Annotated in this window: 17 protein-coding genes; 9 read left to right on the plus strand and 8 right to left on the minus strand. The window is 72.9% G+C overall.

What is annotated here, in order from left to right:
- Positions 1 to 125 precede the first annotated feature (125 nt).
- Complete coding sequence (locus C6361_RS28575; RefSeq protein WP_159079521.1) at positions 126 to 491, plus strand: hypothetical protein; 366 nt, start codon at positions 126 to 128, stop codon at positions 489 to 491.
- On the opposite strand, the gene C6361_RS28580 is transcribed toward C6361_RS28575, so the two are convergent.
- Together C6361_RS28580 and C6361_RS28585 are read right to left on the minus strand one after the other, a co-directional pair.
- Positions 492 to 683 (minus strand): DUF397 domain-containing protein, encoded by a 192-nt coding sequence (locus C6361_RS28580; protein ID WP_107269606.1) that lies wholly within the window; start codon positions 681 to 683, stop codon positions 492 to 494. It abuts the gene before it with no gap.
- Positions 671 to 1,483 carry a helix-turn-helix transcriptional regulator gene (locus C6361_RS28585; protein ID WP_199853110.1) on the minus strand — a complete coding sequence of 271 codons (813 nt, stop codon included), beginning with the start codon at positions 1,481 to 1,483 and terminating at the stop codon, positions 671 to 673. Before C6361_RS28585 ends, C6361_RS28580 begins: the two co-directional genes overlap by 13 nt.
- Positions 1,484 to 2,111: 628 nt before the next feature.
- On the opposite strand from C6361_RS28585, the gene C6361_RS28590 reads away from it, so the two are divergent.
- Positions 2,112 to 2,735: a disulfide bond formation protein DsbA gene (locus C6361_RS28590; protein WP_107271244.1), complete on the plus strand. Its 624-nt coding sequence runs from the start codon at positions 2,112 to 2,114 to the stop codon at positions 2,733 to 2,735.
- Here the strand turns inward: C6361_RS28590 and C6361_RS28595 are convergent.
- The 5 genes from C6361_RS28595 to C6361_RS28615 all read right to left on the minus strand — a co-directional run bounded on the left by C6361_RS28595 (position 2,723) and on the right by C6361_RS28615 (position 8,153).
- Positions 2,723 to 3,265, minus strand: a complete 543-nt coding sequence (locus tag C6361_RS28595) for an NUDIX hydrolase (RefSeq protein ID WP_107269607.1) — start codon at positions 3,263 to 3,265, stop codon at positions 2,723 to 2,725. The genes C6361_RS28590 and C6361_RS28595 overlap by 13 nt on opposite strands.
- Before the next feature lie 4 nt (positions 3,266 to 3,269).
- Positions 3,270 to 3,713 (minus strand): phage tail protein, encoded by a 444-nt coding sequence (locus tag C6361_RS28600; protein ID WP_107259032.1) that lies wholly within the window; start codon positions 3,711 to 3,713, stop codon positions 3,270 to 3,272.
- Positions 3,714 to 3,830: 117 nt separating this feature from the next.
- Positions 3,831 to 6,203, minus strand: a complete 2,373-nt coding sequence (locus tag C6361_RS28605) for a phosphoketolase (RefSeq protein ID WP_107269608.1) — start codon at positions 6,201 to 6,203, stop codon at positions 3,831 to 3,833.
- Positions 6,204 to 6,266: 63 nt separating this feature from the next.
- Positions 6,267 to 7,112, minus strand: coding sequence for a universal stress protein (locus C6361_RS28610; protein WP_107269609.1), 846 nt, complete (start codon positions 7,110 to 7,112; stop codon positions 6,267 to 6,269).
- Between the two features lie 135 nt (positions 7,113 to 7,247).
- Positions 7,248 to 8,153 (minus strand): PP2C family serine/threonine-protein phosphatase, encoded by a 906-nt coding sequence (locus C6361_RS28615; RefSeq protein ID WP_234359064.1) that lies wholly within the window; start codon positions 8,151 to 8,153, stop codon positions 7,248 to 7,250.
- Positions 8,154 to 8,295: 142 nt separating this feature from the next.
- Between C6361_RS28615 and C6361_RS28620 the strand changes: the two genes are divergently transcribed.
- The 7 genes from C6361_RS28620 to C6361_RS28650 all read left to right on the plus strand — a co-directional run bounded on the left by C6361_RS28620 (position 8,296) and on the right by C6361_RS28650 (position 14,601).
- Positions 8,296 to 8,913, plus strand: a complete 618-nt coding sequence (locus tag C6361_RS28620) for a bifunctional 4-hydroxy-2-oxoglutarate aldolase/2-dehydro-3-deoxy-phosphogluconate aldolase (protein ID WP_107269610.1) — start codon at positions 8,296 to 8,298, stop codon at positions 8,911 to 8,913.
- Positions 8,914 to 9,008: 95 nt separating this feature from the next.
- Positions 9,009 to 9,245 (plus strand): helix-turn-helix domain-containing protein, encoded by a 237-nt coding sequence (locus tag C6361_RS28625; RefSeq protein ID WP_107259036.1) that lies wholly within the window; start codon positions 9,009 to 9,011, stop codon positions 9,243 to 9,245.
- Positions 9,242 to 9,826, plus strand: coding sequence for a Clp protease N-terminal domain-containing protein (locus C6361_RS28630; protein ID WP_234359065.1), 585 nt, complete (start codon positions 9,242 to 9,244; stop codon positions 9,824 to 9,826). The genes C6361_RS28625 and C6361_RS28630 overlap by 4 nt, the downstream gene beginning before the upstream one ends.
- A 219-nt stretch (positions 9,827 to 10,045) precedes the next feature.
- The gene (locus C6361_RS28635; RefSeq protein ID WP_234359671.1) at positions 10,046 to 10,984 is read left to right on the plus strand and encodes a diacylglycerol kinase family protein; all 939 of its coding nucleotides are present in this window, start codon (positions 10,046 to 10,048) and stop codon (positions 10,982 to 10,984) included.
- Positions 10,981 to 12,075, plus strand: coding sequence for a YihY/virulence factor BrkB family protein (locus tag C6361_RS28640; protein WP_107269613.1), 1,095 nt, complete (start codon positions 10,981 to 10,983; stop codon positions 12,073 to 12,075). Before C6361_RS28635 ends, C6361_RS28640 begins: the two co-directional genes overlap by 4 nt.
- Before the next feature lie 62 nt (positions 12,076 to 12,137).
- The gene (locus tag C6361_RS28645; protein WP_107269614.1) at positions 12,138 to 13,706 is read left to right on the plus strand and encodes a phosphatase PAP2 family protein; all 1,569 of its coding nucleotides are present in this window, start codon (positions 12,138 to 12,140) and stop codon (positions 13,704 to 13,706) included.
- Between the two features lie 61 nt (positions 13,707 to 13,767).
- Entirely contained in the window at positions 13,768 to 14,601 is an 834-nt protein-coding gene (locus tag C6361_RS28650; protein ID WP_107271246.1) for an endonuclease/exonuclease/phosphatase family protein, read from the plus strand.
- 98 nt (positions 14,602 to 14,699) lie between these two features.
- Here C6361_RS28650 and C6361_RS28655 read toward each other — a convergent pair whose 3' ends face one another.
- The gene (locus C6361_RS28655) at positions 14,700 to 15,371 is read right to left on the minus strand and encodes a response regulator transcription factor (protein ID WP_234359066.1); all 672 of its coding nucleotides are present in this window, start codon (positions 15,369 to 15,371) and stop codon (positions 14,700 to 14,702) included.
- Positions 15,372 to 15,416 lie beyond the last annotated feature (45 nt).

Consider the following 15,416-nt stretch of genomic DNA (forward strand, 5'->3'; position numbering starts at 1 on the left):
GGCGGTGCAGCGTAGTCGGTCCGCCCCAACTCCCCGGGCTGGCTGGTGGGGTGGGAGGTCACCGGCTCGACGGTCGGCGAACAGGGGTCGCCGGCCGGGAATGCGATCATCTACACTCCGCGATCATGCGACGTGCCGGTGTCCATCCCGTCTTTATCGTGTTGATGCTCTTCTCGTTCGTCGGCCTGCTGGTCGCACCAGCCATCGGCATGTGGGCGATCGAGGTCTGCATGCCGAACCCGCGCGAGACCCTCGACCCCAACTGCCAGTTCGAGGCCGAGGGCCTGGAGACGCTGGCGATCGTGACGGCGATCGGCAGCCTGACCACGATGCTCGCGGCGGTCGGCTTCCAGGTGGGGCGCAACGTCGTCGCGGCGCCGGCGCAACCCGGCGTCTTCGCGCCGCCGCCGGCACCGCAGCCGGGACCGGGACGCCCCGGGTACGCCCCGGCCGGCCGGCCCGTCTCCGGCCCGGGTCAACCGCAGGGGTGATCAGCGGTCCGACAGGTGGCGGACGAAGGCCCGCCAGGCGTGCGGGGTGAAGCTCAACGTGCCGGCCTCGCGATCCTTGCTGTCCCGCACGAGTACGACCCCAGCCAGGTTGTCCGCCACCTCGACGCAGTCGCCGCCCTGCGCCCCGCTCCGGCGGGACGTACGCCAACGAGCACCATTCACGGCGTCCATGGCCTCATCACATCCTTGATCAGTTCTACGGACTGCCAGGTGGGCAACGCGACGTTGCGAACGCTCTCCCACCTCGAAAGCAGAGTCGCCACGTCCTCGCTGCGATCCACGGAGTTGCCGAAGATCTGGTTGTCCAGAAAACCCACCCAGCCGCCTTCGTCGGATTGTGCCAGCACGAACGGTCCGCTCAGCCCGATGTGCAGACCGACCCGGTTGGGGACGACATGGACGCTCACATTCGGACGCTTGGCGCAGGAGATCAGATGCCCGAGCTGTCCGGCCATCACCTCGACGTAGTCCTCGGCGAACCGGTGCAGCGCCGACTCGTCGAGAACGGCGACCAACTGCGGTGGCTGCTCCTGGTCCAGGATGCTCTGCCGGGCCAACCGGGCGGCCGTCAACCTGTCGATCTCGTTCTCGGTCAGCGTGACGTCGCTCCGGAAGACGGCTCGTGCGTAGCCTTCGGTCTGCAACAGCCCGGGCACCAGGGTCGGATGGAAGCAGCGAAGCTGCCTGGCAGCACGTTCGGCGTCGAACCATGGTCGTACCCAGACGGGCTCGCCGTCCCGCTCGGCGAGCTTGAGTAGCGAGACGAAGAGGTTGCCGGTGCCGAAGACGGCGTCGGCGCGGGCCAGGTAGACCCGATCAAGGGGGCGTTGACCCAGCTCGACCGCCGACACCATCGACGCCGAATAGTTCGACCGGCGGCCGTACTCGTCCTGGCTGAGTCCGCCGTTGGTGCGCATCAGGCGTAGCTGGGTGCGGATCAGGTCCGCCGTGGGCTGCTGCTCGCTCTCCACAGTTCCTCCACAGTCCCTCTCTCGCCTCCACTGGACACGGTGTGTGACGACCGATGTGGCCACTGAAAAGCCGAGGCCACGGCCGGCGCCTTCCGACAGTAGGGCAACCACAGCAGAGTGTCACCAGTGGAACGGGAAAGGAGTCCTCGTGATGGCGGACGAGCCAGATGTCGGTACCGACGAGGTGCGCTCGGCAGGAGAGTCGTCCCCGCAGACCGTCGAGCCGGGCGCACAAGCGGGGCAGCTCGACAGTCTGCGAATCGAGTACTCCTCCCGCCGACCCGACCGCGGCACGGCGGCGACCGACCGGCTCGGCTGGTCGCACCTGCCCCGACGTCCGCTCTGGCTCTGCCGGGTCTGCGCCACCGACTGGCCCTGCCTGACCGCCCGGACCCTGCTGCCGCTGGACTACGTCGCCGACCCGGTCGGGCTGGCCGTCTTCCTCGCCGGCCTGATGCAGGAGGCGATGGCCGACCTGCACCGGCTGCACCCGAGCCGCCGCCCGGATCCGAAGCTCATGCACGCGCGCTTCCTCGGCTGGGCGGCACCCCGGCTGCGCATCGCCCGGGATCGCCTCCGCCTAAGCTCCGAGGAGGGGCGGCACGAGCAGACCTGGAAGGGGCACGGGATGCCGGAGACGATCGTCGCGGACTTCTGGTTCGACCCCTCCTGCCCGTACACCTGGACGACCTCGCGCTGGCTGCTGGAGGTGGCGAAGGTCCGGCCGGTCGAGCCGCGCTGGCACCTGATGAGCCTCTCGGTGCTCAACGAGGGCCGGGACGACGACCCGGAAGGCGACCCCGAGGGCTACCTCTGGGTTCCGGTGCGGATCTGCGCGGCCGTCCGCCAGCAGCACGGTCCGGAGGCATTGGCCCGGCTCTACACCGCGATGTGGACCACCGCCCGGGGCGACGGGGACTGGCTCGGCGACCTGCACACCGCGCTGGACGCCGCCGGCCTGCCGCGCGAGCTGGTCGAGGCCGGCATGTCGACCGGGTACGACGACGCGGTGCGCGCCTCGCACGCCGAGGCGATCGCGCTGGTCGGTACGCACGTCGGCACCCCGATCATCGCGGTGACCGGCACCGACGGCCGCCGGATCGCCTTCTTCGGCCCGGTCATCTCCCGGATCCCCACCGGCGAGCAGGCCGGCCGGCTCTGGGACGGCACCCTGCTCGTCGCCGGTGTGCCCGGCTTCCACGAACTGAAAGGCGCCCCGCACGCCGAGCCGCAGCTCGACTATCCGGGCTGACCGGCGCCGCCCTCGGCGCGGTCCCGCTGCCAGGCGAGCAGCCGGTGGTACGCGGCCAGCCCGTCCGGCACCCACTCCCACTCGGTCAGCCGCCGGGCCAGCTCCTCGTCGGTGAGGAACGCGTGCCAGGCCACCTCCTCGACCTGCGGGTCGACCGGAATCGCGCAGCTCACCTCGTAGACGGCGGACCACCAGGCGTGCTCGGGCGTCTCGTAGCGGAACCTGAACAGCGGGGTCGGCGCCGGCAGGCCGGAGACGCCCAACTCCTCCTCGGCCTCCCGCCGGGCCGCCTCGTCGTAGGACTCGCCAGCGCCGACGACCCCGCCGACGAACATGTCGTAGCGGGACGGGAAGACGAGCTTCTGCGCCGTACGCCGGTGCACGAAGATCCGCCCCGACGGGTCGCGGGCCAGTACGAAGACGGCCCGGTGCCGCAGCCGCCGCGCGTACGCCACGCCGCGTGGGGCCTGCCCGACCACCCGGTCCCGCTCGTCGACGATGTCCAGGATCTCGTCCGCCGACCGTGCCACGGGACTACTCCACCTCCACCGCCTCGTAGGTCAGCACCAGCTTCTCGGTGAGCACACCGGTACCGCCGCTGGTGATCGTACTGACCTCCAGGTGCTTGGGCGTGGCGCCGAGGAGTTTGTAGCGCTTGACCGGCGTACCCTCGGCGTCGAGGACGAGCACGGCGGCGGCGGACCCGCCCCCGGCGCCCCGGCCGGCGCGGACGTCGGCGATCCAGCTCTCGAAGCTGTCGCCGCCGTCCCGCGGCCGGACGACGGTCAGTTCGCCCTCCCGGGGCCGGCCGGGCAGCGTGCGGACCACATACTCGCCGTCGGATGCGCTCGACTTGAACTCGACGACGTCCTGGCCCAGGCGCAGCCCGGAGACCTCGGTGATCTGCGGTATCACTGTCCCGTCCACCTCCAGGGCGAACGAGTGGCCGGCGGCGGAGTCCTGGTCCGGAAGTGGCATGTCTGCCTCCTCTACGTGCCGGTGCCGGCGAGGGGAAGCACCGGCTGCCACCAGATAACCAAATCACCCGCTCCCGGTCAGCCTCCTTGCCGACGGTTCGCGCACCCTGCTGCCGGCTCAGCCCGGCCACTGCCACTGCGCGACCATCGGATGGTCCTCGCCGCACCGTCGGGTGTGATCCCGGCACTCCTGCCGGGCGTCGACCATCACCTGCCGCAGGTCGGCGGCCCGGACGGCCAGCCCGGGTACCCGGTCGATCACGTCCATGACCAGGTGGAACCGGTCCAGGTCGTTCAGCATCACCATGTCGAACGGCGTCGTGGTGGTGCCCTCCTCCTGATAGCCCCGGACGTGCAGGTTGGCATGGTTGGTCCGACGGTAGGTGAGCCGGTGGATCAACCAGGGATAGCCGTGGTAGGCGAAGATGACCGGCCGGTCCCGGGTGAAGAGGGCGTCGAACTGCGCGTCGGCCAGCCCGTGCGGGTGCACGCTCGCGGGTTGCAGGCGCATCAGGTCCACCACGTTGACCACCCGTACCCTCAGCTCGGGCAGGTGCCGCCGGAGCAGGTCGGCGGCGGCCAGCGTCTCCAGCGTCGGTACGTCGCCGGCACACCCGAGCACCACGTCCGGCTCGGCCCCGGCGTCGGTACTGGCCCAGGCCCAGATCCCGAGCCCGCGCCGGCAGTGCAGCTCCGCCTGCTTCATCGGCAACCAGGTCGGGGCGGCCTGCTTGCCCGAGATCACCACGTTGACGTGGTGCCGGCTGCGCAGGCAGTGGTCCATGGTGCAGAGCAGCGTGTTGGCGTCCGGCGGCAGGTAGACCCGGACGATCTCGGCCTTCTTGTTGGTGACGTGGTCGATGAAGCCCGGATCCTGGTGGGAGAAGCCGTTGTGGTCCTGCCGCCAGACATGGCTGGAGAGCAGGTAGTTGAGCGAGGCGACCGGGCGGCGCCACGGGATGTCCCGGGTGACCTTGAGCCACTTGGCGTGCTGGTTGAGCATCGAGTCGACGATGTGGATGAACGCCTCGTAGCTGGTGAAGATGCCGTGCCGGCCGGTCAGCAGGTACGCCTCCAGCCAGCCCTGGCAGAGGTGTTCGGAGAGCACCTCCATCACCCGGCCGCCGGGGGCGAGGTGGTCGTCGCCGGGCTCGATCGTGCCCAGGAACGTCCGGTCGGTGACCTCGAAGACCGAGGCCAGCCCGTTCGACTCCACCTCGTCCGCGCCGAAGAGCCGGAACCGGTCCGGGTTCGCCGCGATGACGTCCCGGAGCCAGCCGCCGAGCACCCCGGTGGCACCGGTCGCCGGGCTGCCCGGCCGGTCCACCTCGACGGCGTGCTCCCGGAAGTCGGGCAGGACCAGGTCGCGGAGTACGACGCCGCCGTTGGTGTGCGGGTTCGCGCTCATCCGCCGGTCGCCGCGCGGCGCCAGCCCGGCCAGCGCCGGCAGCGGCGCGCCGGTCGCGTCGAAGAGCTCCTCCGGACGGTACGACCGCAGCCAGCGCTCCAACTGCGCCAGGTGGTCGGGATTGTCGCGTACCCCCTCCAGCGGCACCTGGTGGGACCGGAACGTCCCGGCGACCTGCTCGCCGTCGACCTCGGCCGGGCCCGTCCAGCCCTTCGGGGTCCGCAGCACCAGCATCGGCCAGCGTGGCCGCTCGACCGGCCCGCCGCGACGGGCCCGCCGCTGGATCTCGGCGATCTCGTCCAGCGCCCGGTCCAGGCAGGCCGCCAACTCCCGGTGCACCCGGGCCGGCTCGTCCCCGGCCACCACGTACGGCCGGTAGCCGTAGCCGCCCAACATGCCCAGCAGGTCCTCCTCGGGCATCCGGGCCAGCACCGTCGGGTTGGCGATCTTGTAGCCGTTGAGGTGCAGGATCGGCAGCACCGCACCGTCCCGGGCCGGGTCGAGGAACATCGTGGAGAGCCAGCTCCCGGCCAGCGGACCGGTCTCCGCCTCGCCGTCGCCGACCACGCAGGCCACCAGCAGGTCCGGGTTGTCGAACGCGGCCCCGTAGGCGTGCGCCAGCGCGTAGCCCAGCTCGCCACCCTCGTGGATCGAGCCCGGCACCTCGGCGGCGACATGGCTCGGGATCCCGCCCGGGAAGGAGAACTGCCGGAACAGCCGGGCCATCCCGGCCTCGTCCCGGCTCACCGACGGGTACAGCTCGGTGAGGGTCCCCTCCAGCCACGTGTTCGCGATGATCGCCGGGGCGCCGTGTCCCGGGCCGGTCACCAGCATCGCGTTCAGGTCGCGGGCCACGATCAGCCGGTTCAGGTGTACGTAGACCAGGTTCAGCCCCGGGTCCGTCCCCCAGTGGCCCAGCAGGCGCGGCTTGACGTGCTCCGGCCGCAGCGGCTCACGGAGCAGCGGATTCGCCAGCAGATAGATCTGCCCGGCGCTCAGATAGTTGGCGGCCCGCCAGTACGCGTCGATCCGGCCCAGTTCCTCGTCGGTCAGTCGAGCCTGCGGGTCCAGCGCAATTTCCATCACCCGAGCCTGCCCCGAGCCGGCCCGACCCGCGACCGGAACGCCCGATCTCGGCCGGCTCGCTCACTCCTGGATGTAGACGCCGTGCGCGCCGCGTACCACGACCACCGGCGAGACCGAGTGGTAGAGCATCGCCTGGCTGACCGAGCCGAGCATGCCGCGCCAGGGCTCGTCACCGCGCGCGCTGACCACCACGAGTTCGGCCCGGCGGGTCTCCTGGGCCAGCGTCGACTCCGGGTCGCCGGTCCGGACCTGCTGGCTCACCCGGACCGAGGGGTACTTCCGCTGCCACGGCGCGACCGCCTCGGCGAGCTGCTCGACGACCTCGGGCGGCGGTGCGCCGTCCGCGCCGTCCGGGTCGCAGACCTGCACCACGACCAGGTCGGTGCAGTGCCGCTCGGCGGTGTCGAAGGCGAAGTCGAGGGCGCTCAGCGAGCTGGCCGAGCCGTCCACCCCGACCAGTACCGGCCCGGTCAGCGGAAGCTGTTCCCGGGCGACCAGCACGGTGCATCCGGCCCGGGCGGCGAGCTGCACGGCGGTGGCGTCGGAGGGGGTCGGCACGTCGGAACCCGCCGACAGCCCGCCGTCGCCGATGACCAGCAGCGCGGCGGAACCCGACTCCCGGAGCAGGGTGGTGATCACCGGTCCCTCGACGAGCGCGCAGGAGACCTCGACGCCCCGCTGCGCCTCGAACGCGACGGCGCCGGCCCGTTGCAGCAACTCCTCGGCGGGACGGCGGGGCTCCTCCGGCATCGGTTCGGAGGGGTCCGCGACCCAGTTGAACGCGTGCACGATGCGCAGCGGGCGGGAGTGCAGGACCGCCTCGCGGGCCGCCAGCCGGACCGCGGTCATGCTCAGCCGGGAGTCGTCGACCCCGACGACCACCAGCGCGTCCGGGGGAGCGTTCACCGTCGCCCCGGGGGCATGGCGGCGATCGGCCCGCCATCGGTTACCTGGGGTATCCCTCGCACCAGCCGAGAGTATCCGGGCGGTACGGGGGCCGTCGGCGGATTCGGCCAGTACGGCCGCCGGATGCCGGTCCGGTCAGTGCTCGACCCGCAGTACGGCGGCGGTGGCGTTGTCCCGGCCGCCCGCGACCAGGGTGTCGGCGAGTATCCCCCGGACCGTCTCGGCGAGGCTGCCGGTCGCGCCGAGCCGGCTGGCCAGCCGCTGGTAGTCGAGCTGTTCGGCGACCCCGTCGGTGCAGAGGCAGTAGACGTCGCCGGGCCGCAACGTGACGTGGAGCAGGTCCGGCTCGGGCATGGCCGGGTGCCCCACGTAACGGGTGAGCTGGTAGCGGGCGGCGGCCGCCGCCGGGGAGTCCGCCGGGTACCAGCCGTAGACGGCACCGAGCCAGGCGGCCGTGTGGTCGACGGTGAGCAGTTCGAGCAACCCGTCCCGCAGCCGGTACGCGCGGGAGTCGCCGATCTGCACGATCCAGCCGGAAAGCTCGGCAGCCACCGCCGCCGGATCCGGTGTGCTGCCGCCCGGGGCGGCGCGGGCGGTCGGCGCGGTACGCCGTGCCCCGCCACCGTGCCCCTCGTCGACCGGCCCGGTGGCGGGCGGGACGACGACCAGGCCGGTGAAGGTGCAGCCGGTCAGCTCGTTCAGCTCGGCACCGGCCGCCCGGACCAGGGACTGTGCCCGGGCCATCGCGGCGCGGAGCGGACCGGGGCCGAGGTCGGGCGCTGCCGCGCGTACTCCGGCGACCATCGTCTCCATGGTGGTACCGCCGGCGACGGTGCTGCCCCGGCCGTCGCCCATCCCGTCGGCGACCGCCAGGAACGGCAGCACCGGATCGACGTGCAGCACGTCGAAGTTGGCCGAGTAGCGCTGGCCGACCCGGCTGCCCCCGGCGACGTCGAGCCGGTGGCCGGCGAGTGGGTAGCTGCGGCTGACGTCGCCCTCGGCGGGCATCCGGTCCGGACCCGTCACGGGGCTTCGGTGCATGGCCGGGAGGTTAGCAGGATTTGCCAAGTCGCCCAGGCGGTATATGCGAATCACCGCAAATCTCCGCCGCTGCCGGTTCTGCGGTGCTTCGGCCCGGTCCCGTTGTGCCGCGCGGGGCGGGCCCGACTGCGAGGATGGGGCGGTGAACCTGCCCGACGTGCTGCGCCGGCACCGGCTGCTCGCCGTCGTGCGGGGCGACGACCCGGATGCGGCGCTGGCCAGCGTACTGGCGCTGGCGGAGGCGGGCATCGCCCTGGTCGAGGTGTCGCTGACCTCCCGGGACGAGGCCGGGGTGCTGGTCCGGGCCCGGGCGGCGTTGGGGCCGGACGCGCCGCTGGGCGCCGGTACGGTGCTCACCGAGTCCGACGTGGTGCAGGCGGAGCAGGCCGGTGCGTCGTTCGTGGTGACGCCGGGGCTGGTGCCGGCGGTCGCCGAGGCGGTCCGGCTCGGGCTGCCCGTGCTGGTCGGCGCGCTGACCCCGACCGAGGTGGTCGCGGCCAGCCTGGCCGGGGCGGCGGCGGTGAAGCTCTTTCCCGCGTCGCTCGGTGGCCCGGCCTATCTCCGGGCGCTCCGGGAGCCGTTTCCGGACGTGCCGTTCGTACCGTTCGGCGGGGTGGACGTCGAGTCGGCTCCGGAGTACCTCTCGGCGGGTGCCGTCGCGGTGAGCGCCTCCGAGTCCCTGCTCGGTACGGCGCCCCAGGGCGGTGACCTGGCGGCCCTGCGCCTGCGGGCCACGGCGTTCCGCGCCGCTCTCTCCTGACCGGCCCGCGCTGCGGTGTCCGGGCCACGGGTCTCCGTCCCGGGTCGTGTCAACTGGGGTTGACAACGGTGGCCCTGTCAACCTAAGTTGACAGTATGAGTCAGGCAACGGATCTGGCGGCGGCGGCCGGCAGCACCGATCCACGGATCGGGCTGCGCGCGGTGGTGGCCCTGCGCCGGCTGTTGGAACGCCTGGAGGTCGTCCAGGTCGACAACGCCCGGCGCCAGGGCTGGTCCTGGCAGGAGATCGCCGACGCACTCGAGGTCAGCAGGCAGGGAGTACACAAGAAGCACGCCGGCCGGGCGTCGGCGCGTAGCCAGGGAGGGGCATGATGTTCGAGCGGTTCACGGTGCAGGCCCGGGACGTGGTCCGGGGAGCGGTGGCGGCCCGCGAGCGGCTGGGGCACCGCAACGTCGGCACCGAGCACCTGCTGCTCGCCCTGCTCGACGCGGAGAGCGGCTCGGTCGCCGGGCTGCTCAACCAGGCCGGCGTGGACGCCGCGCGGGTGACCGAGGCGATCGACCGGAAGATCGGCCGCGGCACCGACGAACTCGGCGACCGCGACGCGGAGGCGCTCCGCTCGATCGGCATCGACCTGGCGGCGGTCCGCTCCAAGCTCGAGGAGTCGTTCGGCGAGGGCGCCCTCGAATCGCCGCCGGCCCGGTCGGCGCGGCGGGGCATCTTCGGCGGCTGGGACCTCTCCAGCCGCTTCTCCGCCCGGGCGAAGAAGGTGCTGGAGTTGGCCCTGCGCGAGGCGGTCCAGCTCCGGCACCGGGAGATCGGCGCCGAGCACATCCTGCTCGGGCTGCTCCGCGAGGGAAACGGACTGGCCGCACTGGTGCTGACCGAGGCCGGGCTCGACCTCGCCGAGCTGCGCCGCCGTACCCTCGACTCGCTCCGCAGGGCCGCCTGACCGGTTCCGGCCTCAGCCGCTCGCGGCGTGTCCCGGGCAAACCCGCCCGGCATGCGCGATTGGTCACGTCCGTCCGGCTCGCTGACGGCGGCAAGCTGCTGCACACTGGCGGCCGTGAAGGCGCACGAGGAGAGCACGGACGGCGTCCCGGCGGATCTCCGGACCAGCGGAGCCGGGGATTCCCGGACCAGCGGAGCCGGGGGTCCCCGGTCGGCGGTGGTGGTCAACCCGGTGAAGCAGACCGACCTGGACGGGCTGCGGCGTACCGTCACCGACACGCTGTCGGCCGCCGGCTGGCCCGAACCGGCCTGGTACAGCACCACAGTGGACGACCCGGGCGAGGGTCAGGCCCGGCAGGCGATCGAGGCCGGCGCCGAGGTGGTCTTCGTCTGCGGCGGCGACGGCACCGTGATGTCCTGCGTCGGTGCCCTGGTCGGCACCGACGTGGCGATGGCCATCCTGCCGTCCGGCACCGGCAACCTGCTCGCCGCCAACCTCGGGCTCTCCAACGACCTGGCCGCCGGGCTGGAGGTGGCGATCGAACAGGGCCGGCGGCGCATCGACGTCGGCGCCTGCGGGCACCAGTACTTCACCGTGATGGCCGGGATGGGCTTCGACGCGAAGATGCTCGAAGCCACCTCCGAGACCACCAAGGCCCGGGTCGGCTGGCCCGCGTACGTGATGGGAGCGCTGCGACACCTGCGGGACCGGCCGATGCGGGTCTCGATCCGGATCGACGACCAGCCGCCCCGACGGCGCCGGGCCAAGACGGTACTGGTGGCCAACGTCGGGCGGTTGCAGGGCGGGGTACGACTGCTCGCCGACGCCGAGCCGGACGACGGCTACCTGGACGTCGCCGTGCTCACCCCGAGGACGCTCAACCACTGGCTCTCGCTCGGCTGGGCGGTGCTGCGGCGCCGCCGCCGGGTGCCCGGGATGGAGGTGCTGCGCGGCCGGCAGGTCACCATCACCAGCAACCGGGCCCAGCCGCGCGAACTGGACGGGGACGTCATCCCGGCCGGTCGCGCGCTGAAGGTGTCGGTGCGCCCGCAGGCGCTCTGGCTCTGCGTACCGAAGCCGGAGACCGAGCCCGACCTGGCGGTGGACGCCGACGCGGTCGCCGAGCGCGGGGAGCGGCGGGTGGAGGAGGCGCAGTGAGCAGTACCCGGCTGGTTCCCGAGACCCGCTGCATGGCGGACGACGAACTCTCGGCCGACGACGCCTGGCACACCCTGCGCCGGCACGGCGGCTGGCACCTGGTCCGGGACGCCTTCATCCGGTTCCGCTACGGCGACGCGTTCAGCCACGCCCGGGCGCTGGCCCTGCAACTCTGCCTCGCCGTGGTGCCGTTCCTGATCGCGCTCGCCGGTCTGATCAGCGACCTCGGGGCGGACCAGGGCGGCCTGGTGGTCGCCGACACCGTGATCGCGCTGACGCCGGGCGCCAGCGACGCGGTGGTCAAGGAGCTGCTGGTCGACTCGGAGCAGACCGAGGACGCCGGCGAACTGGCCCTGGCCCTCGGCCTGCTCACCGGGCTCGTCGCGCTGACCACCACGATGGCCCAGGTGGAGCGCGGGGCGAACCGGATCTACGGGGTGGAGCGGGACCGGCCGGCACTGTGGAAGTACTTCCGGGCCGCCGTACTCGCGCTCACCGCCGGCGCACCCGCGCTGGCCGGCTTCCTCATCCTGGTCGGCGGCGGTGAACTGGGCCGCTCGATGGGCCGGTACTACGACTGGTGGGGGCCGTCCGCCAGCCTCGCCTGGGACGTGCTGCGCTGGCCGTTGAGCCTCGGGTTGACCGTCTTCGCCGTCGCGGTGCTGTTCCGGCACGCGCCGCGCCGCCGGCAGCCGGGCCTGTCCTGGCTGCTCTTCGGCGCCGGGTTCAGCATCGTGCTGTGGTGGCTGGCCAGCGTCCTGCTCGCCGGCTACGTGTCCTACAGCGACGCGTTCGGTGCCACCTACGGCGCGCTGACCGGGATGATGGCGCTGCTGCTCTGGGCCAACCTGACCGGCATAGCGCTCTTCGGCGGCCTCGCCTTCGCCGCCCAGTTGGAGGCGCTGCGGATCGGCGAGCACGAGCCGGCCGAGCCGGACCGGTGGGAGCCGGACCGGACCGACCCGGGGCAGGCCGACACGGCGGGCGTCGATCCGGCGGAGCCGCTCGGCCGGATCGTGCCCGGACCACGGGCCACCGGAGGGCGGGTGGTCGACACGGTCGGCTCCGGCACGGAGCCGCGCGACGGCTGACGGGTGTACGCCGCCCGCGGCGCGGGTACCGGGCAGGCCAGAACCGAGAAGGGAGTTCTGGCGTGGCGACGGTCAGCGAACAGTTGCGGCGGCCCCTCGGACACTTCGCCGAACGTAGCCTGGCCGGGCTCGCCCTGGTCGCGGGCACCGGCGTCGGCTTCGGCGTGCTGTTGCTGCTGGTCCGATTCCACTGGGAGCCGCTGCACCGGGCCGACCACGGCACGGCGGCCTGGTTCAACGAGCTGGTCTCGGCCAACGACGGCCTGGTCACCGTACTCCGGGCGATCACCTCGCTGGGCGGCCGACCGATCATGATCTGGCTGGTCACCATCGCGGTGGTGGGCCTGCTGATCCGCCGGCAGGGCCGGCTCGCGGTCTATCTGATCGTCACCGGTCTCGGCGCACTTGTGCTCGACCCGTCGCTGAAGGAACTGGTCGGCCGGCTCCGTCCGGTGGTCGACATCCCGGTCGCCTCGGCGCCGGGCAACAGCTTCCCCAGCGGGCACGCCCTCGGGTCGATGGTCGCCTACGGCGCCCTGCTGCTGGTCTTCCTGCCGGCGATGCGACGCGGGTGGCGCCGGGCGGCCGTCGGGGTCGTCGTCGCGGTGGTACTCGCGGTCGGGGTGACCCGGGTCGCGCTCGGCGTGCACTACCTCTCCGACGTCCTCGCCGGCTGGCTGCTCGGCCTCGCCTGGCTGGGCGTCACCGCGTACGCCTTCCGACTGTGGCGCCGCGAGCGGGGTCGCCCGGTCCGGCCGCTGGCCGAGGGGCTGGAGCCGGAGGCGGGTCGGGAGATCAGCCCGGCACCGGCCGAGGACCACCTGCTGCCGCACCCCCGGGCGGCCGTCGCCGAGGTGCTCACCGGCTGGGTACTGGTCTTCGGCGCGCTGTACGCCTTCGGCATGCTGGTCAGCTATCACCTGAAGGGCAGCTTCGTCGAGACCCTCGACCGGGAGGTGCCGGAGTGGTTCGCCGCGCACCGGACCGAGTTCCTCAACGACCTCAGCTACCTGGCGAGCAAGGCGGGCGACACCCACGCCATCCTGCTGGTATCGCTGGTCTTCTGCCCGTTGGCGCTGGCCTTCTGGCGGCGCTGGCGGCCGGTGCTCTTCCTCGCGTTGACCATGTTCGGCGAGCTGACCCTCTTCCTGGCGTCGGCCCGGGCGGTCGACCGGCCCCGTCCCCCGGTCGAGCACCTGGACGGCCACCTGCCGACCGCGTCCTTCCCGTCCGGGCACATCGCGGCGACCATGTGCCTGTGGGTGGCGATCGCCCTGCTGGTGATGCCGCGCACCGACCGGTGGTGGCGCTGGCTCACCGTACTGGCCGCGGTCGTCATGCCGCTGGCGGTGGCCACCTCCCGGATGTACCGGGGGATGCACCATCCGAGTGACTTCGCCGGGGCCACGCTGCTCACCACACTCTGGATCGGCCTGCTCTGGCTGGTGGTGCGCCCGAACGCGGAACTCTCCGAGGACGGCCGGCGGCAGGGCGGCGGCGATGCCGGCGCGGAGGCGGCCGGGTCGAGCCGCCCGACCGACGGGACGCGGCCGGCGGAGACCGTGCCGGGCAGCCCGGCCGAGCTGTCGCGCCTCGACGACGAACTGGCCCGGGCGGCCCGGCCGGACTGAGGCCGGCGGTCACCCGGAACCGGACGAGGACGAGGACGGGGGTGCGGCCGGGGTGCGGGCGATGACCTACAACATCAAGAACGGCGGCCGCGACGGCACCGACCAGGGCCGGCTCGACCGGGTACTCCAGGTCGTCGCCGAGCAGCGGCCGGACGTGCTGGCGTTGCAGGAACTCCGGGGCCTGCGCCGGGACCGCGACCGGCTCGACACGGTGGCGCGGCGGCTCGGCATGCGGGCGTACCTGGCCGGCGGCTGGTTCGGGCAACCGGTGGCGATCCTGGTCCGGCCGCCGGTCGAGGCGGTCGCGGTGGCGCCGGTCCGCCGGCCGTTCCACCACGGGGCACAGCGGGTCGTGCTGGCGACCGACCGGGGGCCGCTGACCGTGCTCGGCACGCACCTGAATCCGTACTCCGGGCGGCGCCGGCTGCGGGAGGCCGGCTGGCTGGTCGGGGCGGCCGGTCGGGGCGGACCGGACCGGAGTCCGTTACCGGAGCGGCTGGTCCTGCTGATGGGTGACCTGAACACGCTCGACCCGGGCGACCGGCACGACGGGCGGATCGGCCGGCTCCTGCCGGAGTACCGGGCGCGGCACCTGATGCCGGACGGGGTGACCGTGGACAGCCGGGCGGTCGCCGCGCTGTACCGGGCGGGCTTCGTGGACCTGTTCCGGCCGGAGGGTTCCGGCACCCCGGCCGACCGGGCGGAGCCGCCGCAGACCGTGCCGACCAGCGCGGGCGGCGGGGCGGAGTTCACCGGAATGCGACTCGACTACCTGCTCGGCACGCCGCCGCTCGCCCGGTTGGCGCACGATCCTCGGGTGGTCACCGGTGATGCGGCGGAATCCGCCTCGGACCACTACCCGGTCACCGTCGAGTTCGACCTGCACCCGCGCTGAGCACCGGGAGACGCCCCAGACACTGGCAGGCGACCGCCACCGAGGCCCGCTCGGGCGCCGAGTCCGCTCAGCCGCCGAGTCCACTCAACCGAACCGGCTCAGGCGCCGAGTCCGACGTCGCGGGCGAGCAGGGCCGCCTGGACGCGGTCGGCGACACCCAGCTTCGCGAAGATCGCGGAGAGCTGGTTGCGTACCGTCTTCTCGCTGAGCCCGAAGTGTCGCGCGATCTTGGCGTTGGTGTCGCCGAAGGCGAGCCGGCCGAGGATGTCCCGCTCCCGGGCGGTGAGCTGGTTGAACGGGGCGGGCAGCTCGACCGGCCCCCGGTTGAGGGTGGTGAGCACCGACGGCCCGATGCCCGGACCCAGCACGACACCGCCCTGCGCGACCGTACGCAGCGCGTCGATGACGGCGTCCGGATCCGTGTCCTTGAGCACGTAGCCCCGGGCGCCCGCCCGCAGCGCCCGGGCCACGATCTCCTCGTCGTTGGCCATCGTCAGCATCAGCACCTTGGTCTCCGGGCAGGACTGGACGATCCGGGCGGTGGCGTCGACTCCGTCGCCGTCCGGCAGCGTCACGTCCATCGCGATCACCTCGACCCGCTCGGTGACCGCGGTGCTGATCGCCTCGGCGGTGGTCGCCGCCTCGAAGACCTCGCTCACCCACGACTCGCCCTCGAGCATGGTGCGCAGCCCCCGGCGCACCACCGGGTGGTCGTCGACGATGAGGATCCGTCCACCGTGCACCATGCTCGTCGCCGCCTCTGCCCGCACACCGCGTCCTGTGCGCTGCCAGCGGGCGGCGGAATGGCACCGCGG

This window comes from Plantactinospora sp. BC1, from assembly GCF_003030345.1.
In the GTDB taxonomy this organism is placed as follows: Bacteria; Actinomycetota; Actinomycetes; order Mycobacteriales; family Micromonosporaceae; genus Plantactinospora.

Excerpts from the sequence above, each read along its gene's own strand:
- C6361_RS28575 (WP_159079521.1), top strand. The coding sequence starts at position 126 with ATGCGACGTGCCGGTGTCCATCCCGTCTTTATCGTGTTGATGCTCTTC.
- C6361_RS28580 (WP_107269606.1), bottom strand. The coding sequence starts at position 683 with ATGGACGCCGTGAATGGTGCTCGTTGGCGTACGTCCCGCCGGAGCGGG.
- C6361_RS28590 (WP_107271244.1), top strand. The coding sequence starts at position 2,112 with ATGCCGGAGACGATCGTCGCGGACTTCTGGTTCGACCCCTCCTGCCCG.
- C6361_RS28600 (WP_107259032.1), bottom strand. The coding sequence starts at position 3,713 with ATGCCACTTCCGGACCAGGACTCCGCCGCCGGCCACTCGTTCGCCCTG.
- C6361_RS28605 (WP_107269608.1), bottom strand. The coding sequence starts at position 6,203 with ATGGAAATTGCGCTGGACCCGCAGGCTCGACTGACCGACGAGGAACTG.
- C6361_RS28615 (WP_234359064.1), bottom strand. The coding sequence starts at position 8,153 with ATGCACCGAAGCCCCGTGACGGGTCCGGACCGGATGCCCGCCGAGGGC.
- C6361_RS28625 (WP_107259036.1), top strand. The coding sequence starts at position 9,009 with ATGAGTCAGGCAACGGATCTGGCGGCGGCGGCCGGCAGCACCGATCCA.
- C6361_RS28630 (WP_234359065.1), top strand. The coding sequence starts at position 9,242 with ATGATGTTCGAGCGGTTCACGGTGCAGGCCCGGGACGTGGTCCGGGGA.
- C6361_RS28650 (WP_107271246.1), top strand. The coding sequence starts at position 13,768 with ATGACCTACAACATCAAGAACGGCGGCCGCGACGGCACCGACCAGGGC.